Raw genomic sequence first — 24,937 nt, 5'->3', positions numbered from 1 at the left:
ATCAGGCCCGCGTCCCGGTGAAGGGGAAGCTGCCCATCGGGCCGATGCCCATCTCGCCGCTCATGCTGTCGCCGGAGACCTTTCCGATGAACTCAAGGGTCAACGGCATCGGGTTGGTGATCGAGACCTTCCAGTTGACGGCGTCGCCGCTGATGGCGCCGTCGAAGATTTCGGTGGAATTGCCATCGGCGCCCTGCGTGCCCGTCAGCGTACCGCCAGAGCTCAACAGGGTAAGCGTAGCCTTGCGTTCGCCCATCGGCGTGCTCATGGTGATGTTCCAGTTTCCGTCCACGGCCATCTTTGTCTCCCCGACATTTCTCCGGCAAACCGGAATGGCTTGCGAGATCCGCTAAACTCGATCGGCGGTATAGCCTATCTCGCCATACAAGCCCAACCGTCTCAAGCGTCCTTTTACGCGTATTTCTCAGGCGCGCTGGGCGGCAGCGCGAAGCCGGCTGCCGACCAAAACACGAAACGCGATGTATTGAATTGCGAAGGCCGCAATCTTGGCGCCGACCAATACGATGGTCACGTAGAACGTCCACAGCTTCATGTCGCCGGTCATCGCGACGCCGATCGTGCCGGCTGCGAGCACGAAGCACAATGCGGCCCAAGCATAGCCCGCGAAGGTGACGTATTCGGGAATGGTCTGTGTCACGATCGGCGGCATATAGCGCAGCATCCAGCCGCGCTTGAGCATGATGACGCCGATCGCAAAATGCCCGATCGCGGGCTTCGCCAGCACGAAGCGCGGATCATGCGTGAGGAGCGTGGCGCTGCCGAGCACGATGACGAGCGCGAGGCTAGCCCACGTCATGTAGCCGAGTTCCTTGCCCTTGACGCGCGAGTAGATCACCTGGGCGACGGCGCCGGCGATGGCGACACCGGTCGCGAGCAGCACGTTGTCGGTGGCGAGATAGATCGCAATGAACAAGATGGTGGAGAAAAAATCGGCGCCCAGTCTGGCGAATACGTCCTTCATCGGCTTGCTTTCTGCTGGAGGGTTGTTGCGGGTCGAAAGGGTAACTTAGTGGGTGCCGGGCAGGGCGTTCGCGGGCGGCGCACCATACTTCGCCTTGCGATATTGTGGATACCATGCCGTGAAGAAGGCAGCGCTGTTGCGGGCGGCGAAGGCGATCACAAGGCTGGACCAGAGCGGCAAGCCGGGCACATAGATCGTCAGTACGTTGCCGATGATCATCAGGACGAAGGCGCCGGTCCACGCCCAGGTGATGAGATAGATCGCTTTCCTGAAGCCGGGCAGCTTCGCCGTCTCGGCATCGACCTCCTCAAGCGCATATTGCAGGACGAACGGCTTGCGGATGATCAGCGACGCCAGCGAAATCGCGAGCACGCCGATATCAACCGTCAGCTTGACGGCCGAATGGCTCATGTTCGAATCGATCAGCGCGATGTATGCGCCGAGTACGGTGAACACGACGACGGTGCCCGCGCCGAGCATCTTGATCGAACGGCCGCGATAGACGTCTATGCCGATGACGGCGAGACAGATAGCAGCCGATGCGAACAATGAGACCTGGGCGGAGGTCACCAGCATCAGCAGGGCGAACGAACCGAACGGGGCAAGGATCAGGAAGATGGTCATGGCGGCTTCTCGGGGCTAATCTTTACATCGTAAAGATAAACTAGGTGGTGCCGCGGGCGTCGTCAAGAAAAATCTTTACAGTGTCAAAATTAGGATTCGTAGGCAAAAGAACGGACGTATTTGCAATGGCTTGCGGGTAAGTTGGGCGGCCCTATATGACGCGCGCCAGGATCGTCAGGGCGCAGGCCAGCAGCAAAACGAGCGTGATCGTGATGCCGCCCATCCGGCCGATGCGGAATTGCAGCGTATTGGGCGCGGCGTACATGCCGAGCGGATGCAGCAGCCGCGACAACAGCAGCGCGCCCATCAACAGATGGACCCACATGGCCGCGAGGCCGGACATTTCCAGCATCGCGACCATCAGCGTGATGATGGGGACGTATTCGATGAAGTTGGCATGCGCGCGGATCGCGCTGCGCAGCGCGAGGCTTCCGTTGTCGCCGAACGCGGCGCGGTCTCTCATGCGCAGCCGCCCGACCTGAACGGCGAGGACGGTATAGAGCAGGGCGAGTATGGCGAGATAGGCTGACGTGATCGAGGGCTGATGCATGTGTGTCTCCCCGAGGCTGTGCGTTCAACGACGTCGTTCCGGGGCGATGCGCAGCATCGAACCCGGAATCTCGAGATTCCGGGTCTGGTCCTTCGGACCATCCCGGAATGACTGCTGCAAGAGATTGCGCCTACGCCGCGCCGACCCAATTGCCGTGAAAGCCGTCCGGCACGCGATGGCCGAGATGCACCAGCGCCACGGGACCGGCTTCGACATCCTGCGCGTTGAATACCGCAAGATCGCTGCGGTTTTCCTGCGCGCGCCAGACGGCCGATAGCAGCCAGCCATCGCCCTCGGCGGCGTCAGCGCCGCGTTCGACAAACACCGGCTCGGAAATCGTGTCGCCAGCGGGCAGCAGATAATGGCCGAGCCGCTTGCCCTTGCCGTCGACATGCACGATGCCGGACAGCGCGCCGAACATCGGCAGATCGGGGTTGGCGCAGGCGTACCAGCCATGGCTGTTCGCGCGTCCCGCACGGCGGTCGTCGATGCGCGGGAATTCGCCGGTCAGATCGTCGAGATAGGTTTGCGTGAAGCGGTCGGTATTGCCCGCGAGGTCGAAGGTCCAGCGGCAGTATCGCGCGCGCGATTTCTGCGGGTCGGTCTTCGAGCCGTCGGGATGGGTGAACAGCGGCGCTTCCTCGAACTGCATCACGTCGGCAATGATGCGATTGCCTTCCTCCCACGCGTTCATGACGTGGAAGACGTAGCAGCTTTCAGCACGGAACCAGACGATGTGCTTGGGCGAACCATTGCGCTTCATCACGCCGACATAGCCGCCTTTCTCGGGCTCCCAGGCGTAGGGCGCCTTGCCGCGCATCGCCCGCTCCATGCTGCCGGTAATGGGCAGGATCGGAAACAGCAGGTGGTTTTCGGTGACGATGAAGTCGTGCACCATGCTGGCATAGGGGGCATCGAAACGATCGAACCGCGTCACCACGCCCGCGGCGTTGACCGATCCGAAGGAGAGGGCAGGGGTAAGGAGGCCCGCGGCGTTGTAGCCGAAGAATACCATCTCGCCGGTCACGGGATCGATCTTGGGATGCGCGGTGAAGGGTCCCTTGATGGCGCCCTTGTAGTCGCAATAGCCCAGACGCTCGAGCGTGCCGGGTTCGATCTCGGTCGGCAGATGGCCTTCCTCCAGCGCCAGCAGCTTTCCGCCATGGAAGATGATGTTGGTGTTGGCGACACCGCCATCGTCGGTGATTCCGGCAGGCGTACCCGGCAGCTTGCGGCCGAAGCCGCCGAACAGCGCGCGGCCGGCGTCGTGCTCGGCCAGCCATTTCGGGGTGCGGACCCAACGGTTGCGGTAGCTGGCGCGGCCGTTCTCCAGCTGGAAGGCGTGCAGCATGCCGTCGCCGAAAAACCAGTGTGCGCCCGGCGCCTCGAATTGCGGGTTGGGGCCGTTGCGATAGAGCGTGCCGTTGAGCTCGCGCGGCAATTCGCCGGTCACCTTGAGATGCGGCGCGTCGCATTCCATCGGGATCGGCGCCAGATTGTCGCGCGCCGCATTGGTCGTCGCCACTTGGTCGAGCATCTTACGTTCCCTCCGGTTATATCTTTACATCGTAAAGATGTCAGTAAGCGTGTTGCCACCGGCCGTCAAGCAAAATCTTTACAGTGTAAAAATTGCAGCTATAAGGATTCGTATGACAAGAATCTCGAGAGAAGCCAGAACCAGCCGTCCCGCCGCAAGGCGCAAGCCGGCGAAACCCGTAGCGGAAAGGCCGGTCAGCCGGCGTCGCCGTCCAGCCGGTGAGACCCCTTACCATCATGGCGACCTGCACGACGCCTTGCTCGCCGCCGCCGAGCGGGTGCTGGAACGCGACGGGCTGGCGGGCCTGACGCTGCGGGCAGTGGCGCGCGAGGCCGGCGTGTCGCATGCCGCGCCGACCCATCATTTCGGCGATCTCACCGGGCTTCTGAGCGAACTCGCCGCCATCGGCTTCCGCCGCTTCAACGAGGCCATGACGGCCGCGGGCGAGACTGAAACGCACCCGCTGATGAAGGCGATGGCGCGCGCCAAGGCCTATGTCGCCTATGCGCAGGCGCGTCCCGGCATGTACGGGCTGATGTTCCGAACCGAGCGGCTCGACATGACGCGGCCATCGCTGCACGAGGCGGCGACTGCCTCCTTCGAAGGACTGGCAACCGCGGTTGGCCTCGGCCGTAACGAGAAGCTCACCGGCGCGGCTCTGGAAGCGCTGTCGCTCGACCAGGCCGCGGCGATCGCGCGGGCGTGGTCGCTGGTGCACGGCTTCACCACGCTGCTGCTCGATGGACGGCTGAAGGATATTTTGCACCGGCTGCCGGAAGGCACCGGCGTCGACCAACTGCTACATGCGATGCTGCTCTCGACCGTCGCGCGGCCGCCGGCGCTATAGGACAGCGGTTTGGGGGCGAGTTCGCTGGAGCATGATCCGGAAAAGTGGGCACCGGTTTTCCCTCGCGACAAACGCGGAACGCGTTTGCGCGGAGATCATGCTCAAATCAAAGAGATAGAGCGAGATGACGATTCGAAGAACAGTCATCGCGCTCTAGCGTCGGCATGGACCTGCGCGGCGAACGGTGCGGGTGGCGCGCCGCTCAGCAACCCCTGCAAATCTTGGTTTGCCGCGCGAGCCTTGCGTCGGCTTCCACGTCTTCGTTGGGTTGCCGCGTCCACTCGTCATACCGCGCTTTGGCGTTCGATTGAGCCGGAGCGTCGTTGAGCGGGCCGAGGATGATCTCGCGATTGCGGGCTGTTCTTCGCTTTGCCGGCTGTTTTTCCTCGCCCGGCGCGTCATTTGCCGTCGGTGGTTCTCCCAACCCATCCCAGGCGATCGGCGCGCCTGCTGTCTGTGTCGTCGAGCAGCCGGTGCCGGAGGCGCAGCAGCCGGTGAGGGCGGAGCCTGCAACCAGCAGAACCATGAATCTCGTTAGCATCGTTGCTCCGGTGTGGCCGCCGTTAAAACCCGTGACGTGAGAATATATCAAGCACTCAAGGCTGTAGCTTTGACGTTAATGCGGCGAAAACACGCCAGCCGCGGGCAGCATTAGCGCTTTGCAAGGCTGACGGCGGCGCCTTTTTCACCGATCACCTTCACTTCGTCCTTTCCGCACTTGAAATCAGGGGCAAATTCGTCCGCCGCCTGGCGCGCAAGCTCGTTGGCATTGCGGTTGGCCTGGCCGTCGATATAGGCGACGTGGCAGACCGGGCCCGGCGGCAGCCTCGTCACCGCCAGCATCGGTTTGGCGGTCGGGCGGCCATCCTTGTCGGCGTCGGCATTGTCGGCGATGTGCCAGCGCTGGATGATCGCGAACGGCTTGCCGTCCGCCACCCGCCATTCGACGGTGTGGGCGGTCGAGTTGAACGGCCCGAACCACGACTGCGCGGCCGGCTCCCTGGCGGCTTGCGCGCGGCTACGGCCGACCGAGACGGTCTCGCGCAGATCGCCCTCGCTGATCACCACCACCAGGTTCGATTTGCCGGCGCAGACCCTGACGGTGGAATCATCGACGCCGTTGTTGGCGCTGGTGACGCGACAGTCCTTTGGGGCAGTTGACGTGTAGATGCTGCTGAATGTTTGGGCGTTCGCCCACGAAACCGGACTGGCGGCCGCGCAGATCAGCGCCACGACCGCGGGTCTGGCAGTGCGCAAGAAGGGGGCAATTTTCATCCTGCTAGCCGCAGCTTTCGGGAACCATGGTACTCAGACGTGTTCTATCTGGGGAAGGTTCAAGGGAAGGGCGCGAAACACCTGACATTGCCGCGGAATCGTCCTAGAAGAGCGACTTCGCAATTCCTCCGTTTCCCGAGCGTGTAGTCATCCAATCGTCATGACCTCCATTCCCTCGAATAAGCCCTATCGCGTCGGCCGTTCCCGCACCGGACTTGGCCTCTTCGCCACCAAGCCGATCAAGAAGGGCGCCAAGATCGTCCGCTATTTTGGGCCGCTCCTGGATTCGAAGAAGAAAAAAGACGACGCGATCGAGAACAAGTATCTGTTCGAGCTGAACGACCGCTGGACCATCGACGGCTCGGTGCGCAAGAACATCGCCCGCTACATCAACCACGCCTGCAAGCCGAACGCGGAATCCGACGTCAAACCGCGCAAGCGCAAGGTCTTCATCCGCGCCATCAAGAACATCGAGCCGGGCGAGGAGATCAACTACGATTACGGCACTGACTATTTCAAAGCCTATCTGAAGCCGATCGGCTGCAAATGCGCGGCCTGCGAAAAGAAGCGCAAGAAGCAGCGCGCCGAGGCACGGGCGGAGAAGGCCCGTCTGAAGGCCAAGGCCGAGCGCAAGGCGCTGAAGAAGGCCGAAAAGCTGGCCAAGGCCAAGGAGAAGGCCAAAGCGAAGCCGAAAGAAGAGGCTGAGCGGAAGGTGAAGAAGACGCTCAAGCTGAACGGCCATTCGCTGAATGGCAAGTCCCTCAATGGCAAGCCACCCAACGGCAGGTCGCTCAACGGCAAGCATCTGAACGGCAACAGCCGCGTCAGGGTTGCCGGCAAGAAGTCCGCCGGCAGGAAGTCGCCGGTTTCCGCACCTGCGCCGGCCGTTGAGGCTCAGCCCGCCGCTATCTCCCTTGGGGCTCAGCCCACCGCCATCTGATGTCTCATCCGCCAGCCTTGTGCACCGACTTCGGCAGCAACGAATCGCCGAAGTCGACCGCCGAGCGTTGAATGATCGCGCCGGTTTCGTCGATCACGACACGAAACCGCCGGTGTTCGGAGAAGAAGGTCAGGCGATGCCGGCCGGAGTCGGCATCGACCCCGCGCTCCGCCAGGCTCGTGATCCGGCCCGCGCGCATCGCTTCCTGGAGCAGGGAAGGCGCCAGGCCGAGGCCTTCGGCGACGATGGCGGCGTCGATCTGCACGGCGCCATTTTCGAACTCGATCGGTTTCATGAGTTGCACCTGAGCCTTGTCATGGTTTCTTGCAGCCCTCACGCAAGTGCCGGGCTCCGCTTGACGCTTGGCGGATAGGCGCATTCCGCCAGTGTCGTGGAGTCGAGCTCGCGCATGAAGGCTTCGCGGGCGGCGGCGAGTTTGGCCTTCAGCCGGCAGCGCGGCTTCAGCACGCAATTGCCGCCATCCTCGCGAAAACATTCGACCAGCGGCGGCCCTTCCAGGGCGCGCACCACTTCGCCGATGGTGATCGACTGGGCGGGGCGGGCCAGCGTGAAGCCGCCGCCGACGCCGCGCTGGGTCGAGATGAAACCGCTATCGGCGAGGTCGCGTACCACCTTGGCCAGATGGTTGCGGGAAATGCCGAACTCGGCCGCGATCTCGTTGGTCGCGAAGGAGCGGCCGGGCTCGCCCGCCAGCCGCATCAGGGCGCGCAAGGCAAAATCCGTAAACGATGTCAGGCGCATGGGAGCCCTCTCGAAATATCTGCTTGCAAATCAACTATAGCCGTCTAAATAGGTATTTGAAATACCTATTTAAGGGCAGCGGACGAAATGGAAGCGATCGTGGCAGGGCCGGAGCGGCGTGAGCGGTTGACGGCCGAGATCATGGAGCGGACGGGCATCGACGAGGCGATGATCGAGCGCCTGGTGCGCGGCTTCTACGCCAAGGTGCGCGCCGACGCTGGGCTGGGGCCGATCTTCGAGGCCCGCATCAGGGATTGGGAGCCGCATCTGGCGCAGATGTGCGCGTTCTGGTCGTCGGTCGCGTTGATGACCGGCCGCTACCACGGCACGCCGATGGCCAAGCACCTGCCGCTGCCGGTCGACGCCGGGCATTTCGACCGCTGGCTCGAACTGTTCGAGCAAACCGCCCGCGAGATATGTCCACCCGAGGCGGAAGCGCATTTCGTGGAACGGGCACGGCGGATTGCGGCCAGCCTCGAACTCGGCATCGCCGGCGCCCAGGGCGTCATGCTCGGAAACGGGGAACGATTTCGACGCAATCAAACAGGAGTAGTGTGATGGCTAATCGTGCGCATGTCGTGACGAACAAGGAACAGGCCGATCCGTATGCCGGTAGCAGCCTGGTGCCGATGCTCGTCATCGGGCTGGTGCTCACCTTTGCCGGGATGATTGCGGCGCTGGTGTTGAGCTGAAGTCTGTCCTCGTCATTGCCCGCGACAAACGCGAAGCGTTTGCGCAAGGGAACGAAAGCGGAAGCAATCCATCTATCCGCTATGCCGCGATATGGATTGCTTCGCTTCGCTCGCAATGACGGTTGAGGCTTATGCCGCCGCCGTCTCACCGCTCTTGCGCAGTCCAATAAACTGCAGCTCTGCAAACACACCCGTCGCAATCGCCTGCGCGACGATGAAGACTTGACCGAGCAGGTTCGGGCTCACCGCACCCGAGAACAGCAACGCGATGCTGCCCAGTGTCCACGCGGCATTCCCCACGATTACGAGCAACACCAGCGCCTTCGGCACCGTCGACCGCGTGGCAAGCCAGCCGACCAGCGCCGTGTAGGCGATCAGGAACAGGCCGGTTTCGCGTAACAGGGCTTCGGGCAGATTTAGGAAGGGCGCCAGCGCGCCGGCGCCCAGCGTCAGCGCGACCGCCGCGACACCGCTGAAGATGGCGTCGGCGAGGAGGGCGCGGCTCAGGAATGTTGACGGATGGATCATGACAGTTCTCCTTTGCTTGGGGGGCTTTGGGCGAGACAGGAATCAGCGCTGCAAGAGCGACCGGAGCCGACGCATCAGCCGCATCGGGCAGAGCGCCTTGCCGACCCTGTTCTCGATCGTCTGCACCTGCGCGAACACGAAGACGCCGGTGTCGTGCACCACGGGTTCGGGCATGTTCAGCGAACGCGCCAGTAACCAGGTGGCCAGATTGACCACCCAGGGGATCACGGTGGCGACGAGACGGAAGAGGGAAAGCATCAGCATGGGGTCATCTCCTGTGCCCCCAAGATGACCCGGCCCGCGACCCGTTTCGATTACCTCGGACGTAATGGAATGGCTGAAATTCGCATGGTAGGTTTTCCACCATGAACGCACATGCTGCCACGGCGCGAGCCGAACGAACCCAGCCCGTCCATATCGGCGATCATTTGCGCGAATGGCGGCAGCGCCGCCACTTAAGCCAGCTCGATCTGGCCGGAGACGCCGAGATATCCGCGCGTCACCTCAGCTTTGTGGAAACCGGCCGCGCCGCGCCGTCGCGGGAAATGGTGCTGAAGCTCGCCGAGCGATTGGAGGTTCCCTTGCGTGAACGCAACGTGCTCCTGGTCGCGGCGGGCTTTGCGCCCGCGTTTCCGCAGCGCTCGCTCGACGATCCCGCGCTCAAATCGGCGCGGCAGGCGATCGACCTCGTGCTTAGGGCGCACGAGCCGAATCCCGCGCTGGCCTATGACCGGCACTGGAATCTGGTGACGGCCAACCGCATGGTGGCGCCGCTGCTCGAAGGCATCCCGCCGCATTTGCTGGGGCAGCCCTTAAACATCCTGCGGCTCGCCTTTCATCCCGAGGGGCTGGCTCCGCGTACGGTCAATCTCGCCGAATGGAGTGCGCATCTCCTGGAGCGATTGCACCGGCAGTGCGAGGCGACGGCTGATCCCGGATTGCTGAAACTGTATCAGGAACTGAAGGCCTATCGGATGCCGGCGCGCTCGGGTCCGGTCTCGGCTGACAATGTCGCGATCCCCTTCAAGCTGCGGAGCGCGGGCGGTGAGGTGCTGAGCTTCATCTCCACCACCATGGTGTTCGGCACGCCGGTCGACATCACGCTGCAGGAGCTGGCGCTGGAAACCTTCTTTCCCGCCGACGATCTGACCGCTGAGCGGATGCGGCAGATGGCGGCAAAGCTGCCGTGATCCGTAGGATGGGTAGAGCGCAGCGAAACCCATCAACTACTGTAGCCATTCGAGAGATGATGGGTTTCGCTGCGCTCTACCCATCCTACATCCCAGCAGTTTACACCGACCCGCTCCCTTCGCATAATCTGGCATGGACTCTCGCCAACATGCACCGCTCCCTGTCAATCCGGTCGGCGACCTCCTGCGCGGCTGGCGCAACCGCCGCGCCATGAGCCAGGCTGATCTGGCGTTCGAGGCCGGCATCTCGATCAAGCATCTGAGCTACGTCGAAACCGGCAAGGCGGCGGGCAGCCGCGATATCCTGCTGCAACTGGCGTCCGCGCTCGGTCTGTCGCTGCGCGATCGCAACGCGCTTCTGGAGGCAGGCGGGTTCGCCCGGCAATACGGCGAGCGCGATCTCTCCGCACCCGAAGTCGCCGACGCCAAACGTGCCATCGATCTGCTGTTGCGGCGGCACGAGCCGTTTCCGGCCATTGTCACCGACCGCCGTTGGAACGTGATGCAGGCCAATCGTGCCGCCGCGCGCCTGATGACGATGCTGCTCGGCGAGGCGCGGATGACGCGGCCGCTCAATCACATGCGGATGTTTCTGGCGCCGGACGAGCTCCGTCCCTTCGTGGTTGACTGGCCGGATGTCGCCACCGCGCTGCTGGCGCGCGCCCGTCATGAGGCAATGGCCGCACCGCTCGATCTGGCCCTGCAATCGACCTGGCGCGAACTATTGAAGCTGCCTGATGTCGCAGCTCCCCAGCTCAACGAGACCGATGCGCCAAGCCCATTATGCGAGGTGCGCCTGAGAAAGGGCGACGTCAGCATCGGCCTGATCGGCGCGGTGCTGACGCTGGGAACGCCACAGGACGTCACGCTGCAGGAATTGCGCGTGGAAATGTTCATGCCGGCGGACGAAGGATCGGAAGCACTACTTGTAAAACTAGGGCGTTGACTCATGAACGCACGGCACGTTGCGCATTCGAGAGTTCACTTCTCTTTGGCTTTGGTTTCAAGTCTGGTCGAAACTACGATCTTTTCCCTCATTTCGGCACAGGTTCTGCGTACCTGCGCGGTCACCAACGAGCAGTTCTCAATATGAAGGAAGACGCGCTTGGCCTCCTCGCGGTATCGCCCTGCGGTTTCCTTCAGCTCGTCGATCACGTTGAGCGCCTCGCGGCTCATCGCCTCACATTGTTTGACGTGCCCGACCAGCTCAACGCCCAGGTCCTCGATATCTTTCGCCGCAGCTTCATATTCGCGGACAACCGCTTCCGCCGACAGCTTGCCGATCTCCGTGGCACCGGCGCGGTGCTCGACATAGTCGGGCATCGATAAATCCGGCGCATTGACGGAAGGCGTCGCGAAATCGGTCGGCTGGGATTCGCGAGTCGACGGCAGTTTTCGAAATTCTTCTTCGATCTCGCGCTCAATGTCGATCACATCAAAGATCGGCGGTTTTGTTGACTGCACCATGGCAATGCTCCTTGTGAGCAGGTGACTATAAGTTTTGATAATGCAGCCAAAATGGTTAGTTGCTCTGGGGAATCGAGCAACAGGTTCCCCTTGGTAAGCTTGTTAGTTAAGCTTTACGTCCGCGGTGCGGGTTAATTCTGGAACCGCTAGGGAGCTCCCGCGATCGCGGACATGCGCGGGGTGTGCACGAGTGAGCGGTAGTTGAGTGTTCCGAGGTGGTTTACCAAACCAGCCCGATAGCGAGGCCCACTTGATTTCGGAATGCGCACCAAAGCGGACGTCGGCTGCCAGCTCTTTATTTGCGAGTTCGGTGGCTCAGGACGCCTGAGCTTGCGCTGCGCGCCGCTCGAACGTCATGGCCTGCAGCACTTCGGCAAATGCGCCCTTGCGATCGCTTAAGCTCGCCATAGTCAGCCCCGCGCCATTGGCGCCGGCGCGGGTGCGCGAGCGGATCAGGATCCAGTCGCCCTCCGGCGGGCGGAAGAAATACAGGCTGATCTCGGGGTTGATGAAGGTCCATTCCCGCATGTCGACGATCTGGCCGACGCCGCTCGCAAAATCCGCCGCCTGCACGGCCTGCAACAGCGGCGTGTTGGTTTCGCCCTCGACCATGGGCACGTCGAGCCGCATCCATGCTGCCGCAGGGCCCGGCTTTTCCAGTGCGCCCTCGATCAGCCGCACCGAGACGTTCTGGAAATAGCGGCTCCACTTTTGTACGAAGGCCGGCGGTGGTGAGCCTGTCTCCGGTGGGGCGTCATCGCCTGCTTGCTTCGAAAAGGGATCGGCCGGGGATTCGCTGCCTTGCGCAGTGAGCAGCGCCGTGCAGCGGCCGATCTCGACGTCGCCGTCCAGGAGGCGAACCTGGATGGTCTTGGCTTTGCGGCCGTCGCGCAGCATGTCGGTCGCGAGGCTGAAAGCTCGCAATCCGGCCGGGCGCCACAGGTCGAAGGTGAGGCGGCGCACCGCAAAGCCTGAGGCGTCAGCCAGCCGCTCGACCTCGCGCGTCATCAGCGCCGTGGTCGCGCTGCCCTGCAGCATATCCGGCGACCATGGCCCGCCGGCATGTTCGGTAGCGCGAAACAGGGGGCCTTCCGGCCTGAAAATGGCGGTCATATGCAGGGCTCCGCGGTTCAAATCGATACGCGGAGTTCTAGAAAGGCCGGCCGTTTGCCACAATAACCGCGGAGGTGAAGTGATACGAGACATGCAGGTCGCGCTCTTGTCTCCTCGTCGGATCGGACTACCTTCCGGGCATCATTCTGCGAGGAGATCCCGATGAGCACCCTGAAACCCCTCAAGATCGACATCGTCTCCGACGTGGTCTGCCCCTGGTGCTATATCGGCAAACGCCGGATCGAGAACGCGCTGGCGCTGGTGCCTGATGTTCCCGTCGAAGTGCGCTGGCGGCCGTTCTTCCTCAATTCCTGGGTGCCGCGCGAGGGCATCAGCCGCGACGAATATCTCACCACAAAATTCGGTTCGGTCGAAGCCTACAAGGGCATCGCCGGCCGCGTCGTGGCGGCGGCAGGCGAGGAGGGGCTGACCTACCGTCCCGAACTGGTGAAGCGCCAGCCCAACACCATCGATTGCCACCGCCTGATCCATTGGGCGGAAGCACAGGGTAAATCATCCGAGATGAAGCAGCGCCTGATGGAATTGTATTTCCGCGATGGCGGCGATCTGACCGACGTCAACGTGCTGGTGCAGGCCGCGGCCGATGTCGGCCTTGATGCCGACGATGTGCGCAAGCGCCTCGCAACCGACGAGGATGTCACGCTGATCTCGGGGCAAGCGCAGGAAGCCTCCGAGAAGGGTATCTCGGGCGTGCCGACCTTCGTGTTCGCACAGAAATACGCCGTCTCCGGCGCCCAGCCGGCCGACCAACTCGCCCGTGCCATCCGTCAGGTTTCCAGCGAAATCAGCGCGCAGGCGGCGGAGTAGCGGTCGGCTTTCTTCTCCCTCGCCCCGCTCTTGCGGGGAGAGGGTCGGGGTGAGGGGCTTCTCTCCGCGGGCGCAGTGTAGCGTTTGACAGTGAGTGTCGTCCCCAACAATAAACAACAACGACATTTGGGGAGACATCATGATCTATGAACTGCGCACCTACACCGTAAAGCCGGGCACGCTCGGCGACATGATCAAGGCCGCGAGCACGATATCACGCGAGATCCGCAAGGACGATTACGGCAAGCTCGAAGGCTATTGGTCGACGGAGATCGGGCCGCTCAATCAGGTCCTGCACATGTGGAGCTACAACAGTTTCGACGAGCGCGCGCGGATGCGGGCCGAACTGGCCAAGAACCCCCGTTGGACCGGCGAGTATGTGCCGCTGATCCGTCCGTTGCTGGTGCGTCAGGACGTCCGCCTGATGAACGCGGTGAGGCCGCCGGTTGCGCCGGCGTCGACGGGCAATGTCTACGAACTCCGCAACTATCGGGGCAAGCCTGCCGGCGGCCTGAAGCAGTGGCTCGATGCGTTCACCGCGGTGCTGCCGGAGCGCGAGAAATACTCAAAGATCGTAGGCCTGTGGACGACGGAAGCGGGGCAGCCGAACGAGGCCTGCCACATCTGGGCCTATCCGAGCCTGAACGCGCGTGCCGAAGCGCGCGGCAACGCGATGAAGGACCCTGCGTGGCAGGAATTCCTCGGCAAGGGTCCGGGCTTCCTCGAGGAAATGCACTCGACCATCATGCTGCCGGCGCCGCACTCGCCGTTGCAGTGAGTTTGTTCACGTAGCCCGGATGGAGCGGTGCAGATAGCCCCGCGGCAACTGCACCTGTTCAAGTCGCGCCGCCAGCGCGGCACCGTGCCGCCGACGCCTCACGGCACGGACGTCGCCGGCTGCTGTCAGATTGTCACGCGGCTGCCGTCGAAGCGCGTGAAGGAGAAGCCGTCGAAGGGTTCGCGGAGGGTAGTGCGCTCGTCCCGCAGCATGCCGATAGCCACTTCCTCGCCGATCACCATTGAGGCGGAAGCGTCGGAACGCCAGTGGATGCCCGCCCAATTCCGTCCGAAACCGAAATTCACCGCGAGCTTGTTCAACTCTCCACCAACCGTGAGCGGCGGGCCGCTATAGGGCACGAGCCTCGTCGGGTCAGCCGGATCGGGCTGCACCGGGTTGGCGATGACGCGGCTCTCGTCGAAAAACGCCTTCAATATGGTAGCCGTGACGGCACCAACGCTCGTGGCACCGCCGGGATAGGTGGAGTGAAGGGGCGCGGCCTCCGGATAGGTTTGTGACAAAAGATAGCTGCCGTATTTGGCTTTACTGCGATCGAGGGCTTCCGATTTCAGGAAGTTATCATGCAACGGGTAGTCGCTCACGCCATTGGCGAGGCGATGGTGCGCCAAAGCGCCGTAGGCTTCCGGTCGCACAGCCCGGTGCACGAAATACTTCTGCCAGTAGGCCGCGCGGACGGAGTTACTGATCCCCGTGGCGAGTAGTGCCTGCACATAGGGCAACCCGAAGGTGGCACCCGCAGGGCTTTGGGTTTTCGATTTCCGATACGGGTTCGATAGGTAGGACACGGGCTCTGCCGGTGGATACATCCCGGAGTACCGTTGATCCGCTCCACCGCCTGGGGTTGCAAGGATCAGTGCTGCCGCCCACCCAAGCGCAGGACCAGCGTGGATATACTCCGCGAGATCTCTTCCTGTCGTTATGTATCGCGGTGTCGCGTCGAACTGCAGCCGGCGTTTCGGTGCGGCGCCGTTCTGGATCGCCAGCCACTCCTCGTATTCGGTCAGGAATTCGTTGGCGGGCAACGTGGTGCGAATTTGAGCACTGATCCACTGTGCGGCATAGGGCACGTCCCGGAGCAGGAATTGCGAGATCAGCGGGCCGTCCAAAACGCCTGGAGGCGTGACGGAGCGGCCCTTCGGGTCAGTTGGGTCGAAATAAAGCGCATTGGCACGGAACAGCGTACCGGGTGTGACCCGCCCACCAGACTTCGGCCCCCGGAAATCGGCAAGCTTGTTGAGTTCCGCGGTTGCTGCAACCACGTCGCGATTGGAGGTATCGTCGCGCAACTCGGTAAGCGGAACGTCACGAAGCAGCGATTGCCAATATACCTCGACCGCCTCGCCGCCGCGCTCCGCACCTGCAAGGGCCCGTGCCGACGGTATCGCAATCTGAGTAGGGTTCATGCCGCTGAGACTGACGGCTTGTGCGCCTATGGGATTGACCAGTTTGCGAATGCCGCCGAGCGGGATTTTCTCGAAATCAGCGGGATTGCCCGACTGGCAAGCGGTATAGAGCGCCTGCCATGCCGCTTGTTCCACTTCGCCGCGTTTGTCGTGCGGCAGGCCCCGTGAATCGGAACCGATCTTGTTGGTGTAGCGCGCCTCATCGCCATTCGTCGGGTGGGGTGCGATGGGAATCTTCTCGTTGTTGCTCGCGCAGAGCTCTCGGACTTCGAAGGCGCGGCGCTTGAACGCCGCGTCCAGCGGTCGCGAGTCCGCGCTCACAGGCTGTGCCGCGGCCGGGGCGATTCCCGGCATGCTCGGCGGAGACGCAAGCACGGCGGCGCCAACCGCAATGCCGGCCCCGCCGAGCAGCGAGCGGCGAGTGACCGCGGTGGTCGTCGGCAGGGCCGGCGATACCAGGTTGGACTCAGTAGAAATGGTGTGGTGGTCAGCCATGGAGATCTCCTCCCTCGCAGGCGAATCTGGGTTGCGCCGGAGCCGTCCACTCTCTTGCGTCCGCTCCTGGACGCGAAATTATTCCATCGGGAGGAGGCGAGAGGAGATTGACGAAGATCAATACGTGAGTGGTGCAGACCGATCAGGTGGATGGGTCACCGGGGGGCCGCTGACGAACCGAGACGATGGGCTTGTCTGGATTTCGATTGCCCGGAGCGGAGCGCAAATCCGGGGTTATCGCATCTAGGTGCACCGGCCCCGGGTTACGCTGCGCTCCACCCGGGCTACGCTGCTGCGGCTACGCGCCCTTCAGATAATAATTCGCCCGCTTCCCAAGCGCGATCCGCCGCAGCAGGCGGCGCATCGCCATCGAGGCGCGCAGCGGCTTGATGGCGGTCGTTACCGTGCGATAGAACGCGAGCTTGAGCGCATCGAGCCCCGGTTGCTTGCCGGGCGGCTGCTGCGGCAGGCCGATACCGCGCAGCATCGAATTGAAGAAGTGCAAATCGTTCAGCCGCCGCACTTCGCGCGTCTTCCAGGTGATCGCCATCGAGATCGAGAACGAGCCTGATGTGCGGACCCAGTGCGGCCATTGATACGGCACGTAGCAGCCGTCGCCCGCGAACAAATGGAATTCCTTGCCGCGGGCTGCAAAACTCTCGTCGTATTTCAGGTTGCGATGCTTGGTCATCGAGCGCTCGATCTCGTCGTCGGAGACGATCGTGCGGTCGGTATTGTCGAAGATCGTGAAGAATTTTTCGCCGTGGATATGGACGAAGAAATTGTCCTCGCTGTCGAGATGGAATGGTGTGGTCGAGTTCGGCGAGGACACGAACAGGAAGCCCTCGACTTGCTCGAAGCCGGCGTCGAGCAGGCTATTGAAACCGCGGGCGCGGGCGACCGACAGCAGGGTGTCCTCCAGCAACGTCCGATATTCCGGCGAGTTCTCCACGCGCTTGAGCACCATCCAGGCGCCGGCGGTTTCGATGCTCTTCACCACTTCGACCGGATCGAGGTCAACGGAGGGAATCGCGTCCGGATCCTGGCTGATCGCGACCTTGCCGGAATTGTACTCGATCAGGTCACGCGGCAATTCGGCGGCGAGCTGCGCGATACGCGGCAGCGTCAGCAGCGGATGGCCGGCGAGCTTGTGATGGATCGCGAACGGCTTGAGCGGGAAGTCGCGCCGGAGCGCGTCATGATCGGCCGTAATGACGGGGGCGATGGCTGTGAGCGTGTTCACCTAGGATTTCTCCTGCCGTGCTCTGACGAAATGAACGATGCGGCGTACCGGCTCGCGGATCGCGCCGCGCAAGCCGAACGCGGCGCGGATCAGCGATACGACCGGATCGCCCCGCCGCAGCGGGATCAGGACGTCGCCGATCGCAAGGCGCCCGCGCCAGATCGGGTTGATCATGGGATGGTCGGGGGCGGCGGTGGAATCAACCAGGCGAATGGCCGGATCCGCGCAGAGATACCGGGTCAATTCCAGCGTCAGCTGCACGCCCGGCGAAAATTTTGCAAAGCGCTCGTCGACGCCGAGCTTGAAGTAGAAGGCGCGATCCTGATGGCGCAGCACGATTGCCGCGGCCACCGGCGTTTCGCCGGCCCGCAGGGTCACGATCTCGCACTGGCCGGTCTCGGCCAGCGCTGAAGCGGCGCGGCGGACGAAGGCCGCGTCGCCGTCGTCCTGGCTGAGCGCGGTGCCGCGCTGGCCCTTCCAGCCGCTGGCCTCCAGCATCAGGAATGTTTCGACGGCGGTGGTCATTTCAGCAGGCGTCCGCGCCACATCGAAGTTGATAGCACCGTGTTCGGCGAGGCGATTGCGCTGGCGGCGCAGTTCTTTCAGTTTCTTCGCGCCCAGCGCCTCGCGCAGCAGTTCGTCGGCGTCACCGGTAGCGTCAAGGCAGGCGCGGACATGCGATTGCAGCACCACGGGCTGCATGCCGCCGCGATGCAGCACGTTGGCAAAGGCCTTCATGGCAGCACCATCGAGCGAGGTGGCGCGGAAGATCAGCGCGTGCGCGCCGGCCCGCCGGGCCTGCTGCAGAAGGCCCGTGACGGCTTCCTCCGCCATGTCGCGGTCAAGCAGCGGCGTGCAAAGCGTGCCGTAGGGATCGGCGCTGACCAAGGCGGGCAGAGGGACCTTGTAGGCGCGCCACATCGAGATCACAGGCATCAGGCCGATCAAGCTGGATGTATCGCGCCAAGCGCCGAGCGCGTCGGTGTCGCCGCGGCCCCGTGCCGAAGCGTTCACCGCCAATTCCCATTCGGGCAGGTAATAACCGTTCGGCTCGGCGGCGCGTTCGGACAGCGCGTGCCAAGGGCCTGCGGAAACGCCGGCGAGCGGCGTCAGCGCCCCGCCGACGTCTGGCGCGCGTACGTTCGCATCCTTGCTCGATGCACGACGAACCGTCGATGTGTCGGCAATGTCAGCCACTTCCCCGAATCCCCGTTCGCGATTTATGTGGCCGACGACACCATGAGGGCGCCGCCTGACCATCGCGTTCACAGGGCAAGGCTAGTGGAAAGAGGTGGAAAATAGCGTTGCCGCGAAGCTCGGATTTGAGCGGTCGCGTTAACGGATCGTTCAGCCTGATCAGGCCGCTCAGCTGTTACGCCACCTCGGCTGTGGCGGGGGAGTTGAGGAATTTGGCTTCGAACTCGCTTGCCGGCATCGGCCGTCCGAAGAAATAGCCCTGTCCCTCCTCGCAACCCATCCTGACCAGGAAGTCGGCCGTGGCACGGTCCTCAATGCCTTCGGCGATGACAGACAGGCCCAGTTGCTTGCTCAGCCCGATGGTCGAACTGACGATCGCCGCGTCATCGGGATTGGCCAGCAATCCGAGCACAAAGGAGCGATCGATCTTCAGTCCGTCGAGCGGGAATTTCTTCAGGTAACTCAAGCTCGCAAAGCCGGTGCCGAAATCATCGAACACGAGGCGAACGCCAAGCGCCTGAATCTTCAGGAACGTGTTCAGCGCGCTCTGCTCGTCGTGGAGCAGGATGTCTTCGATGACCTCGAGTTCGAGGCTGGTTGGGCTCAAACCGGTGCGGGAAAGAGCCTGCGCGACCGAGCTTGCGAGGTCACCCGACTGCAACTGCGACGGCGAAAGGTTGACGCCGATCCGGAGCTTCTGTCCCGCGCGCTCCCAGGCGGCCGCCTTGGTGCAGGCGGTTTCGAGAACCCACTCCGCGATCCGTTCGGAGATCGGCGAGGTGTTGACAACCGGCATGAATTCCCCCGGTGAAACCAGGCCACGCTCGGGATGACGCCAGCGGATCAGGGCTTCGGCGCCAACCAGGCGACCGTCGGCGAGATGTATTTGTGGCTGGTAGAAAAGTTCGAATTCATTGCGCTCCGCTGCCAGCACCAGCTCCGCTTCCAGCGTCAGACGGGTTTCCAGTTCGCGGCGGATCGAGTCCTCGAACAGCACGTGCCCGCCGCGGCTGGTCGCCTTGGCGCGGCTCAGCGCCAGATGGGAGTTGCTCAGGAGTTCGGCTGCGGTTCGCCCGTCGGAGGGGAAAACGGCGGCGCCGATGCTGACCCTGACGCGGAGATGGCGCGTGCCGGCGAGCAGCGGCTCGTCGAAGCCTGCACCGATCTGCTCGGCAAAACGGCTGACGTTTTGGCCGATGGCGTTCGTCGGAGCCGCGATGGCGAATTCGTCTCCACTCAGGCGCGCGATCAGGCCGGCCGCCGGCATCGCCGCCGTCAGCCGCTCTGAAATGGCGCGAAGCACGAGATCGCCGATGGCATGACCGAGCATGTCGTTGATCTGCTGGAAGCCGTCGATGCTGATCACCAGCAGCGCTACCTTGCGGCCGTCAGCCCCGGCTTTGGCAATTTTCGCTTCAAGCTTGGCGTTAAGGGTATTGCGGTTGATGAGGCCGGTCAGCGTGTCATGTTCCGCCAGGTATCGAATTCTCTCGGCTTCGCGCTTGCGCACCGAGATGTCGCGAAGGATCGCGCCGAACTGAAGTCCATCAGTACCCTGCCAGCCGGAGAAATTGGCTTCGACCGGAAACACCTCGCCATCGCTGCGGCGTGCGTCGAACTCGATCACCGTGCCGGCGGCGAGTTCTGCTGCATCCCTGACGGAAAAGGCTGGCGTATCGGCATCGCGGGCGCAAATCTCGTCGAACGGCCGGCCGATCATCTCCTCGGGCTGGTAGCCGAAGATCGCGGTCGCGCCGGGATTCCAGACCGTGATCAGGTAATTGGAATCGGTGCAGATCAGGCCGTCGCCGAGCGACATCGCCACGCGCTGAAAGCGGCTCTCGGCGACCCTGCCGAGCAGATCGCGGATGTCGATTTCGTCGAGCGCGATGGCGGCGATGTAGACGATGATGGCGATCTGAAACAGTGAGGTGTCGAGAATGAGCGGGAAAGCTGCCTGCAGGGCAAGCGCACCGGTCTCGAGGGCGACAGAAGTTGCGGCGAGCAGCGCCACGCGCTTGCCGGCGGAAAGGCGACGCCATGAGAACAGCATGAGCAAAGCGAGCAAGGCGAGGCCGGTCAGCGTGACGACGTGCGAAGTCCATTGCAGCGCGCGGTTCTGCAGCAGCGATTCCGCGGCCAGTGTCTGCAGCACGGGGCCGGACACGATCGCGCCGTTCGGGACGCTGAAGCGGTCACCGAGTTCGAGCGCCGTGCCGCCGCCGACGACCTTCTTGCCCTGCAGCTTTTGCAGTGTCGCCGGGTCGCCGCGCAGCACGTCGGCAAAGGATACTTTGGGGATTCCCGCCGTTCGGATGCTGAAGTCGATCAGAAAGGGCGTGCGCTTCTCATCGTATTGGCCGGCGAGCACGGCAGCCATCGCGGGTACGAACTTGTCGTCCAGCTTTTCGCCGAACGGATAACGGCGGACGAGGCCGTCGGGTCCGACCTCGACGTTGACGAGCGCCGGCCAGGAATGTTCGGCGAATTGCTGCAACGGGCGATTGACGTGAAGCGTCGTCCTGTCGGTGCGGGGCTGCTGGAAGGAGGGCAGCACCACCGATCCGCCGGCGCCCTGGAGGGCTTCGGCAAAGTTCCGGTCCGACGCCGCGTCGGAGGGCGTGGAGAAGTCGACATCGAGCGCGATGTCCTGGACGTCAGCCTTCTGAAGCTGCCGGATCAGCTCGGCGTGGAGCAGGCGCGGCCAGGGCCAGACGCCGATCCTGTCGATTGACGAAGCATCGATCGCGATCACCACAATATCGCCAGAGGCCTGGCGCGACTGCCAGGCGAACCGCAGGTCGGCCAATGCGTGGCGAAGCGAATTATGCCAACCGCCTGCCAGGACGATTGCCAACGCAATCATCACGAAAATATGCAGCCGATATCGTTTCACGTGGTCACCATTCTGGTGGTTGGAAAATTCGATGCCATCAGGTCTGACGGCTATAGCCATTCAATTGAGGTCAGCCCTAGTTCCTGCCACGGCCATTCCCATTGCCGTTCCCGTTACCATTCCCTTTGCCGTTGCCGTTGGCGCCGCCATTGCCGTTACCGTTACCGTTACCGTTGCCGTTGCCGTTACCATTGCCGCCAGCAGCCGCAGCTATCGTGTTGCCGCCGCTCGACGCAGCGGCGTTACCCGCACCGGCACCATTGGCGGTGCTGCCTTGGCTGGCGTTCGCTGTTGCTGAAGCCGTTTCCGAGTTGGAGGACTGCCAGATGGTGTCCTTGTTGGCAGCGTTGCGTCCGCCGCCATGCGCCGACTTGTCGTGAGCGAGGCCGTTGGTTACGCGGTGGACGTTCAACCGGACTTCACCGATCGATGACGAGATGCGGGTGACGCCGTGCTTTGCGGGCTGCACGCTTGTATGTCGTAATGGCTGCACGCCCTGTGCATTCGTGGCGTGGCGGATCGCGGTAAAGCCTCCGCGCGGCACCGGAACGCGCTCGACCGACGGCGCGCGCGGCTTGCCTTGTTCGATCGGGGCGAGAGCGCCGGAGCCGCCCAGCGAGAGGCCGAGTTTGCCGTTAGCGAAGGCCGTCGCATGTTGGCCCGCCATTACCTGGGCGATCTGACCCGACTTGAAATCTGCGACTTCAACCTGACCGCGGACCACGTCCACGGTGGTCTTCCCTGCGTTGACGGTGACGCGGAACTGCGTGCCCTTCACCACGGCTGCAAGGTAGGGCGTCTCGACCTCGAAATGCTTGACGTTGCGCTTTTCAACGTCGAGCAGGATCGAGCCGGCCTGCTGCTTGATCGTCGTCGAGAGTCCCTCCTTCTTCTGGGCGGGGACGCCGACTACGGAATTCGGCGAAACCAGGATCATTTCGTCGCCGCGCTTCAAGAGGACGCGTCCGGTACGGCCGGTGCGAACGGTATCGCCCGGCTTCAACACGTCTTCCTGTTTCAGCGATGCCTGCTGCACGCCGCTGCCGGTGAGCCATACCTCGCCCGAGGACTTGTGAACCGTCCAGTCGTCGCCGTCGGCAGCGAAGACTCCGGAGGCAGCGGTCACGATGAACGCTGCCGCGATGAGCCTGGAGGCTTGAAGGACCGCACGCATGGAAACTCTCCGATTGCCGCTTTGTCCCGTGCCTTACCGGAAATGTTTCAAGATTAAGTGAGTCAAACACGTAGTTCGAAGGGACTGTATTAACCTTTCATTGACCATAAAATTCTATTAAAAATCATATGGCTAGGGGTCCCACCAACGATCGGCGGCGCGTATCCGTACATCTACTGAGGCGCATTTGTGCACCTGTAGCGTGGCACCGATTCCCGACGGCTGGCCTCGGCCTCTGGATCATCATCGCCTGTTTTCCGGCGCAGGCTCAGCAGGCGAACCAGCCCGGTTATGATCCGCGGCAAACCGAAAAACGTTTCGAAGACCAGCAATCGCGTCAGGGGCCAACCGCGCGGCCGCGGTTGCCGATGCCGCAATTCGCACGTCCTGAAGAGCAGGGGGATTCAAAGCCGCTGTTCGTGCTTCGGCATGTCTCTGTCACCGGCGCCGTCGCGATACCGCGGGAGCGGCTGGTTGCAGCGTATCAACCCTATGTCGGGAAAAAGGTATCGCAGGCCGATCTTGCGGCGATCGCGGCTGCGGTCAGCGATGTCTATCGCGCCGCCGGATTTCACCTCAGCCGGGCGATCGTTCCGCCGCAGGACATCCAGAGCGGCCAGCTTCGCATTCAAGTCATCGAAGGCAGCATCACGGAGCTGGCGCTGAAGGGAGACGGCGCCGAACAATTCGGCGTCCGGCCGATGCTCGGGGCCGTACTCACGGAGCGGCCCTCGCGGCTTGCGACGCTCGAACGGCAGTTGCTGCTGATCAACGGGCGGCCCGGCGTGCGGATCGAGGACACCGCGATCGAGGAGATCGGCACCGCCAGCGGCCATTTTCGCCTGATCCTGTCGCTGAAAACATGGCACGTCTTCACATCGTTCGGCGTCGACAATCTGGGCTCGTCGTCGGTCGGACCGTGGCAAAGCTACGGGACGGTGGCGTTCAACTCCTATCTGGCGCCCGGCGATTCCTTGGTGTTGAACCTGTCGACCACGCCCGGCGATCCGCGGCAACTCGCGTTCGGCCGTCTGTCCTACGAAGTGCCGGTCGGCACCGACGGCGCGCGCATCGGTGCGTCCGGCTACTACAGCGAGGTCTGGCCCGGCGACTACCGCCATCTCTACAGCGACAACATCAAGACCGAGTCGTTCGAAATTCGCGGCAGCATCGCTGCGCTGCAATCGCAGAAGTCGAGCCTAACGCTGACCGCGGCGGCCGGATTCACCAATGCCACCGAAAACGATGTGTTCGGCCCGATCTACGCCGACCGCATCCGCACCGCGAGCCTGACATCGGACTACCGGCTGCAGGACAGTTTCGGCGGCGCCAATTATCTGACGGTGAATTTTCGCCAGGGCCTCGACATCCTCGGCGCCTCGCACCGCGACGACGATTACCTGTCGCGCGACGGGGCGTCCGGCAAATTCTCCGCGCTGAACTTCTGGTTCACGCGCTACCAGACGCTGTCGGATGCCTGGTCGCTGAAACTTGCCGCGGCCGGCCAGACGGCGTCCGGACCGCTGTTCACCTCGCAGCAGTTTTATCTCGGCGGCATCGCGTTCGGCCGCGGCTATGGCAGCGCCGAGATCAGCGGCGACAACGGTCTTGCGGGTTCGGCGGAACTGCGCTTCGACCAGAAGACGAACCTTCAATATCTGAGCGGTTACCAGCTCTACGGCTTCGTCGACAGCGGCGTGGCCTGGAACTCGGGCTATCGGCTCAGCGACGGCCTTTCGCTGATATCGGCCGGCGGCGGCGTTCGCTTCTTCCTCGCCGACGGCCTGCAGGCCGACATTGGCGTCGCCGCGCCGCTCACCTATCGCGCGCCCGATAATCCCACTCGCGGCGCGCGGGTGCTGTTCTCGCTGACCAGCGCGCTGAAACTCTGTCCGGTGCGGGCGACGACGCGCTGCCTGTAGCTAGACCGGTTCGTAACTCTCGGCATTGCAGGTATCCTCGGCTTCGACCTTTTGGCGATCGGCGATCACGCCGCCGGAAATCTCGACGCGATAGGTCTGCGTGCCCAGCGGTTTGCCGGTCACCGAAATCACTTCGGCCTTGACGCAGGCGGTCCAGCCCGGTCCGCGGAGATTGGGGCGCGGCTCGGAAACGCGAACATGGGTCGGCTGCGAGGCCGCCGTGAACACCGCGTCCAGTTTCTCCTTCAGCATGCGCTTGACGTCCGGCGCCGGCTCGAGCGGGGGCGGTTCGGGCGCCTTGGCGCGCATGAACTCGGGCACCGGCGAGCGGACGTCGGCAAAGCCGCAACCCGCAAGCGTCAGCGCTGCGCCCACAACCAGCGCTATATGATTCACGATCCGCCGCATCGGAGGGTGTTTTACTCCGAACAGCCCGCGCCAGAACAGGGCATGTTGCCCAGATAACGATCCCG

Annotated in this window: 28 protein-coding genes; 9 read left to right on the top strand and 19 right to left on the bottom strand. The window is 63.2% G+C overall.

Going from position 1 to position 24,937, the window contains the following annotated elements; all coding sequences use genetic code 11:
- Position 1: 1 nt before the first annotated feature.
- The 5 genes from IVB05_RS30605 to IVB05_RS30585 form a co-directional block, all read right to left on the bottom strand.
- On the bottom strand, positions 2-298 hold the full coding sequence (locus IVB05_RS30605; protein ID WP_247779759.1) for a hypothetical protein: 297 nt from the start codon (positions 296-298) through the stop codon (positions 2-4).
- Between the two features lie 126 nt (positions 299-424).
- The gene (locus IVB05_RS30600; protein WP_247779758.1) at positions 425-982 is read right to left on the bottom strand and encodes a septation protein IspZ; all 558 of its coding nucleotides are present in this window, start codon (positions 980-982) and stop codon (positions 425-427) included.
- A gap of 45 nt (positions 983-1,027) precedes the next feature.
- Complete coding sequence (locus IVB05_RS30595) at positions 1,028-1,606, bottom strand: hypothetical protein (protein ID WP_247779757.1); 579 nt, start codon at positions 1,604-1,606, stop codon at positions 1,028-1,030.
- A gap of 151 nt (positions 1,607-1,757) precedes the next feature.
- Positions 1,758-2,156, bottom strand: a complete 399-nt coding sequence (locus IVB05_RS30590; RefSeq protein ID WP_247779756.1) for an MAPEG family protein — start codon at positions 2,154-2,156, stop codon at positions 1,758-1,760.
- Positions 2,157-2,286: 130 nt separating this feature from the next.
- Complete coding sequence (locus IVB05_RS30585; protein WP_247779755.1) at positions 2,287-3,693, bottom strand: carotenoid oxygenase family protein; 1,407 nt, start codon at positions 3,691-3,693, stop codon at positions 2,287-2,289.
- 112 nt (positions 3,694-3,805) lie between these two features.
- Here IVB05_RS30585 and IVB05_RS30580 point away from each other — a divergent pair, with 112 nt between their 5' ends.
- Entirely contained in the window at positions 3,806-4,540 is a 735-nt protein-coding gene (locus IVB05_RS30580) for a TetR/AcrR family transcriptional regulator (protein WP_247779754.1), read from the top strand.
- Positions 4,541-4,742: 202 nt separating this feature from the next.
- On the opposite strand, the gene IVB05_RS30575 is transcribed toward IVB05_RS30580, so the two are convergent.
- Entirely contained in the window at positions 4,743-5,081 is a 339-nt protein-coding gene (locus IVB05_RS30575; protein WP_247779753.1) for a hypothetical protein, read from the bottom strand.
- A gap of 110 nt (positions 5,082-5,191) precedes the next feature.
- Positions 5,192-5,815 (bottom strand): hypothetical protein, encoded by a 624-nt coding sequence (locus tag IVB05_RS30570; RefSeq protein WP_247779752.1) that lies wholly within the window; start codon positions 5,813-5,815, stop codon positions 5,192-5,194.
- Positions 5,816-5,975: 160 nt separating this feature from the next.
- Between IVB05_RS30570 and IVB05_RS30565 the strand changes: the two genes are divergently transcribed.
- A complete protein-coding gene (locus IVB05_RS30565; RefSeq protein ID WP_247779751.1) occupies positions 5,976-6,755 on the top strand; it encodes an SET domain-containing protein in 780 nt (259 codons plus the stop codon).
- A gap of 4 nt (positions 6,756-6,759) precedes the next feature.
- Here the strand turns inward: IVB05_RS30565 and IVB05_RS30560 are convergent, their stop codons facing one another.
- Positions 6,760-7,050 (bottom strand): DUF6522 family protein, encoded by a 291-nt coding sequence (locus IVB05_RS30560; RefSeq protein WP_108519737.1) that lies wholly within the window; start codon positions 7,048-7,050, stop codon positions 6,760-6,762.
- Between the two features lie 38 nt (positions 7,051-7,088).
- Positions 7,089-7,517 (bottom strand): Rrf2 family transcriptional regulator, encoded by a 429-nt coding sequence (locus IVB05_RS30555; RefSeq protein WP_247779750.1) that lies wholly within the window; start codon positions 7,515-7,517, stop codon positions 7,089-7,091.
- 87 nt (positions 7,518-7,604) lie between these two features.
- Between IVB05_RS30555 and IVB05_RS30550 the strand changes: the two genes are divergently transcribed.
- Together IVB05_RS30550 and IVB05_RS43585 are read left to right on the top strand one after the other, a co-directional pair.
- Positions 7,605-8,075, top strand: a complete 471-nt coding sequence (locus IVB05_RS30550) for a group III truncated hemoglobin (protein ID WP_247779749.1) — start codon at positions 7,605-7,607, stop codon at positions 8,073-8,075.
- A complete protein-coding gene (locus IVB05_RS43585) occupies positions 8,075-8,209 on the top strand; it encodes a hypothetical protein (protein WP_256472601.1) in 135 nt (44 codons plus the stop codon). The genes IVB05_RS30550 and IVB05_RS43585 overlap by 1 nt, the downstream gene beginning before the upstream one ends.
- 129 nt (positions 8,210-8,338) lie before the next feature.
- Here the strand turns inward: IVB05_RS43585 and IVB05_RS30545 are convergent, their stop codons facing one another.
- Together IVB05_RS30545 and IVB05_RS30540 are read right to left on the bottom strand one after the other, a co-directional pair.
- Complete coding sequence (locus tag IVB05_RS30545; RefSeq protein ID WP_247779748.1) at positions 8,339-8,737, bottom strand: hypothetical protein; 399 nt, start codon at positions 8,735-8,737, stop codon at positions 8,339-8,341.
- A 42-nt stretch (positions 8,738-8,779) separates the two neighbouring features.
- Positions 8,780-9,001 (bottom strand): hypothetical protein, encoded by a 222-nt coding sequence (locus IVB05_RS30540; protein ID WP_247779747.1) that lies wholly within the window; start codon positions 8,999-9,001, stop codon positions 8,780-8,782.
- A gap of 101 nt (positions 9,002-9,102) precedes the next feature.
- Between IVB05_RS30540 and IVB05_RS30535 the strand changes: the two genes are divergently transcribed.
- Together IVB05_RS30535 and IVB05_RS30530 are read left to right on the top strand one after the other, a co-directional pair.
- Complete coding sequence (locus tag IVB05_RS30535) at positions 9,103-9,927, top strand: helix-turn-helix transcriptional regulator (RefSeq protein ID WP_247779746.1); 825 nt, start codon at positions 9,103-9,105, stop codon at positions 9,925-9,927.
- A gap of 133 nt (positions 9,928-10,060) precedes the next feature.
- A complete protein-coding gene (locus tag IVB05_RS30530) occupies positions 10,061-10,873 on the top strand; it encodes a helix-turn-helix transcriptional regulator (RefSeq protein WP_247779745.1) in 813 nt (270 codons plus the stop codon).
- Positions 10,874-10,908: 35 nt separating this feature from the next.
- On the opposite strand, the gene IVB05_RS30525 is transcribed toward IVB05_RS30530, so the two are convergent.
- Positions 10,909-11,394 carry a hypothetical protein gene (locus IVB05_RS30525; RefSeq protein ID WP_247779744.1) on the bottom strand — a complete coding sequence of 162 codons (486 nt, stop codon included), beginning with the start codon at positions 11,392-11,394 and terminating at the stop codon, positions 10,909-10,911.
- 315 nt (positions 11,395-11,709) lie between these two features.
- Positions 11,710-12,507: a thioesterase family protein gene (locus tag IVB05_RS30520; protein WP_247779743.1), complete on the bottom strand. Its 798-nt coding sequence runs from the start codon at positions 12,505-12,507 to the stop codon at positions 11,710-11,712.
- A 162-nt stretch (positions 12,508-12,669) separates the two neighbouring features.
- Between IVB05_RS30520 and IVB05_RS30515 the strand changes: the two genes are divergently transcribed.
- Together IVB05_RS30515 and IVB05_RS30510 are read left to right on the top strand one after the other, a co-directional pair.
- Positions 12,670-13,335, top strand: a complete 666-nt coding sequence (locus tag IVB05_RS30515; RefSeq protein WP_247779742.1) for a DsbA family oxidoreductase — start codon at positions 12,670-12,672, stop codon at positions 13,333-13,335.
- A gap of 139 nt (positions 13,336-13,474) precedes the next feature.
- Positions 13,475-14,113 (top strand): NIPSNAP family protein, encoded by a 639-nt coding sequence (locus tag IVB05_RS30510; RefSeq protein ID WP_247779741.1) that lies wholly within the window; start codon positions 13,475-13,477, stop codon positions 14,111-14,113.
- A gap of 125 nt (positions 14,114-14,238) precedes the next feature.
- Here the strand turns inward: IVB05_RS30510 and IVB05_RS30505 are convergent, their stop codons facing one another.
- From IVB05_RS30505 to IVB05_RS30485, 5 genes are all read right to left on the bottom strand, one after another.
- The gene (locus IVB05_RS30505; RefSeq protein ID WP_247779740.1) at positions 14,239-16,032 is read right to left on the bottom strand and encodes a vanadium-dependent haloperoxidase; all 1,794 of its coding nucleotides are present in this window, start codon (positions 16,030-16,032) and stop codon (positions 14,239-14,241) included.
- A 298-nt stretch (positions 16,033-16,330) separates the two neighbouring features.
- A complete protein-coding gene (locus IVB05_RS30500; RefSeq protein ID WP_247779739.1) occupies positions 16,331-17,275 on the bottom strand; it encodes a cupin-like domain-containing protein in 945 nt (314 codons plus the stop codon).
- Complete coding sequence (locus tag IVB05_RS30495; protein WP_247779738.1) at positions 17,276-18,472, bottom strand: GNAT family N-acetyltransferase; 1,197 nt, start codon at positions 18,470-18,472, stop codon at positions 17,276-17,278.
- Positions 18,473-18,647: 175 nt separating this feature from the next.
- Entirely contained in the window at positions 18,648-21,368 is a 2,721-nt protein-coding gene (locus tag IVB05_RS30490) for an EAL domain-containing protein (RefSeq protein ID WP_247779737.1), read from the bottom strand.
- Positions 21,369-21,444: 76 nt separating this feature from the next.
- Positions 21,445-22,542: a FecR family protein gene (locus IVB05_RS30485; protein WP_247779736.1), complete on the bottom strand. Its 1,098-nt coding sequence runs from the start codon at positions 22,540-22,542 to the stop codon at positions 21,445-21,447.
- Positions 22,543-22,910: 368 nt separating this feature from the next.
- Between IVB05_RS30485 and IVB05_RS30480 the strand changes: the two genes are divergently transcribed.
- Positions 22,911-24,464 (top strand): ShlB/FhaC/HecB family hemolysin secretion/activation protein, encoded by a 1,554-nt coding sequence (locus tag IVB05_RS30480; protein ID WP_247779735.1) that lies wholly within the window; start codon positions 22,911-22,913, stop codon positions 24,462-24,464.
- Here the strand turns inward: IVB05_RS30480 and IVB05_RS30475 are convergent, their stop codons facing one another.
- Positions 24,465-24,860 (bottom strand): hypothetical protein, encoded by a 396-nt coding sequence (locus IVB05_RS30475; RefSeq protein ID WP_247779734.1) that lies wholly within the window; start codon positions 24,858-24,860, stop codon positions 24,465-24,467.
- Between the last annotated feature and the right edge of the window lie 77 nt (positions 24,861-24,937).

It is taken from the genome of Bradyrhizobium sp. 170 (assembly GCF_023101085.1).
Taxonomy (GTDB): Bacteria; Pseudomonadota; Alphaproteobacteria; order Rhizobiales; family Xanthobacteraceae; genus Bradyrhizobium.
This window is presented reverse-complemented; position numbering and strand designations above follow the sequence as displayed.

Coding starts and splice junctions, on each gene's coding strand:
- IVB05_RS30605 (WP_247779759.1), bottom strand. CDS start 298: ATGGCCGTGGACGGAAACTGGAACATCACCATGAGCACGCCGATGGGC.
- IVB05_RS30600 (WP_247779758.1), bottom strand. CDS start 982: ATGAAGGACGTATTCGCCAGACTGGGCGCCGATTTTTTCTCCACCATC.
- IVB05_RS30595 (WP_247779757.1), bottom strand. CDS start 1,606: ATGACCATCTTCCTGATCCTTGCCCCGTTCGGTTCGTTCGCCCTGCTG.
- IVB05_RS30590 (WP_247779756.1), bottom strand. CDS start 2,156: ATGCATCAGCCCTCGATCACGTCAGCCTATCTCGCCATACTCGCCCTG.
- IVB05_RS30585 (WP_247779755.1), bottom strand. CDS start 3,693: ATGCTCGACCAAGTGGCGACGACCAATGCGGCGCGCGACAATCTGGCG.
- IVB05_RS30580 (WP_247779754.1), top strand. CDS start 3,806: ATGACAAGAATCTCGAGAGAAGCCAGAACCAGCCGTCCCGCCGCAAGG.
- IVB05_RS30575 (WP_247779753.1), bottom strand. CDS start 5,081: ATGCTAACGAGATTCATGGTTCTGCTGGTTGCAGGCTCCGCCCTCACC.
- IVB05_RS30570 (WP_247779752.1), bottom strand. CDS start 5,815: ATGAAAATTGCCCCCTTCTTGCGCACTGCCAGACCCGCGGTCGTGGCG.
- IVB05_RS30565 (WP_247779751.1), top strand. CDS start 5,976: ATGACCTCCATTCCCTCGAATAAGCCCTATCGCGTCGGCCGTTCCCGC.
- IVB05_RS30560 (WP_108519737.1), bottom strand. CDS start 7,050: ATGAAACCGATCGAGTTCGAAAATGGCGCCGTGCAGATCGACGCCGCC.
- IVB05_RS30555 (WP_247779750.1), bottom strand. CDS start 7,517: ATGCGCCTGACATCGTTTACGGATTTTGCCTTGCGCGCCCTGATGCGG.
- IVB05_RS30550 (WP_247779749.1), top strand. CDS start 7,605: ATGGAAGCGATCGTGGCAGGGCCGGAGCGGCGTGAGCGGTTGACGGCC.
- IVB05_RS43585 (WP_256472601.1), top strand. CDS start 8,075: ATGGCTAATCGTGCGCATGTCGTGACGAACAAGGAACAGGCCGATCCG.
- IVB05_RS30545 (WP_247779748.1), bottom strand. CDS start 8,737: ATGATCCATCCGTCAACATTCCTGAGCCGCGCCCTCCTCGCCGACGCC.
- IVB05_RS30540 (WP_247779747.1), bottom strand. CDS start 9,001: ATGCTGATGCTTTCCCTCTTCCGTCTCGTCGCCACCGTGATCCCCTGG.
- IVB05_RS30535 (WP_247779746.1), top strand. CDS start 9,103: ATGAACGCACATGCTGCCACGGCGCGAGCCGAACGAACCCAGCCCGTC.
- IVB05_RS30530 (WP_247779745.1), top strand. CDS start 10,061: ATGGACTCTCGCCAACATGCACCGCTCCCTGTCAATCCGGTCGGCGAC.
- IVB05_RS30525 (WP_247779744.1), bottom strand. CDS start 11,394: ATGGTGCAGTCAACAAAACCGCCGATCTTTGATGTGATCGACATTGAG.
- IVB05_RS30520 (WP_247779743.1), bottom strand. CDS start 12,507: ATGACCGCCATTTTCAGGCCGGAAGGCCCCCTGTTTCGCGCTACCGAA.
- IVB05_RS30515 (WP_247779742.1), top strand. CDS start 12,670: ATGAGCACCCTGAAACCCCTCAAGATCGACATCGTCTCCGACGTGGTC.
- IVB05_RS30510 (WP_247779741.1), top strand. CDS start 13,475: ATGATCTATGAACTGCGCACCTACACCGTAAAGCCGGGCACGCTCGGC.
- IVB05_RS30505 (WP_247779740.1), bottom strand. CDS start 16,032: ATGGCTGACCACCACACCATTTCTACTGAGTCCAACCTGGTATCGCCG.
- IVB05_RS30485 (WP_247779736.1), bottom strand. CDS start 22,542: ATGCGTGCGGTCCTTCAAGCCTCCAGGCTCATCGCGGCAGCGTTCATC.
- IVB05_RS30480 (WP_247779735.1), top strand. CDS start 22,911: ATGCCGCAATTCGCACGTCCTGAAGAGCAGGGGGATTCAAAGCCGCTG.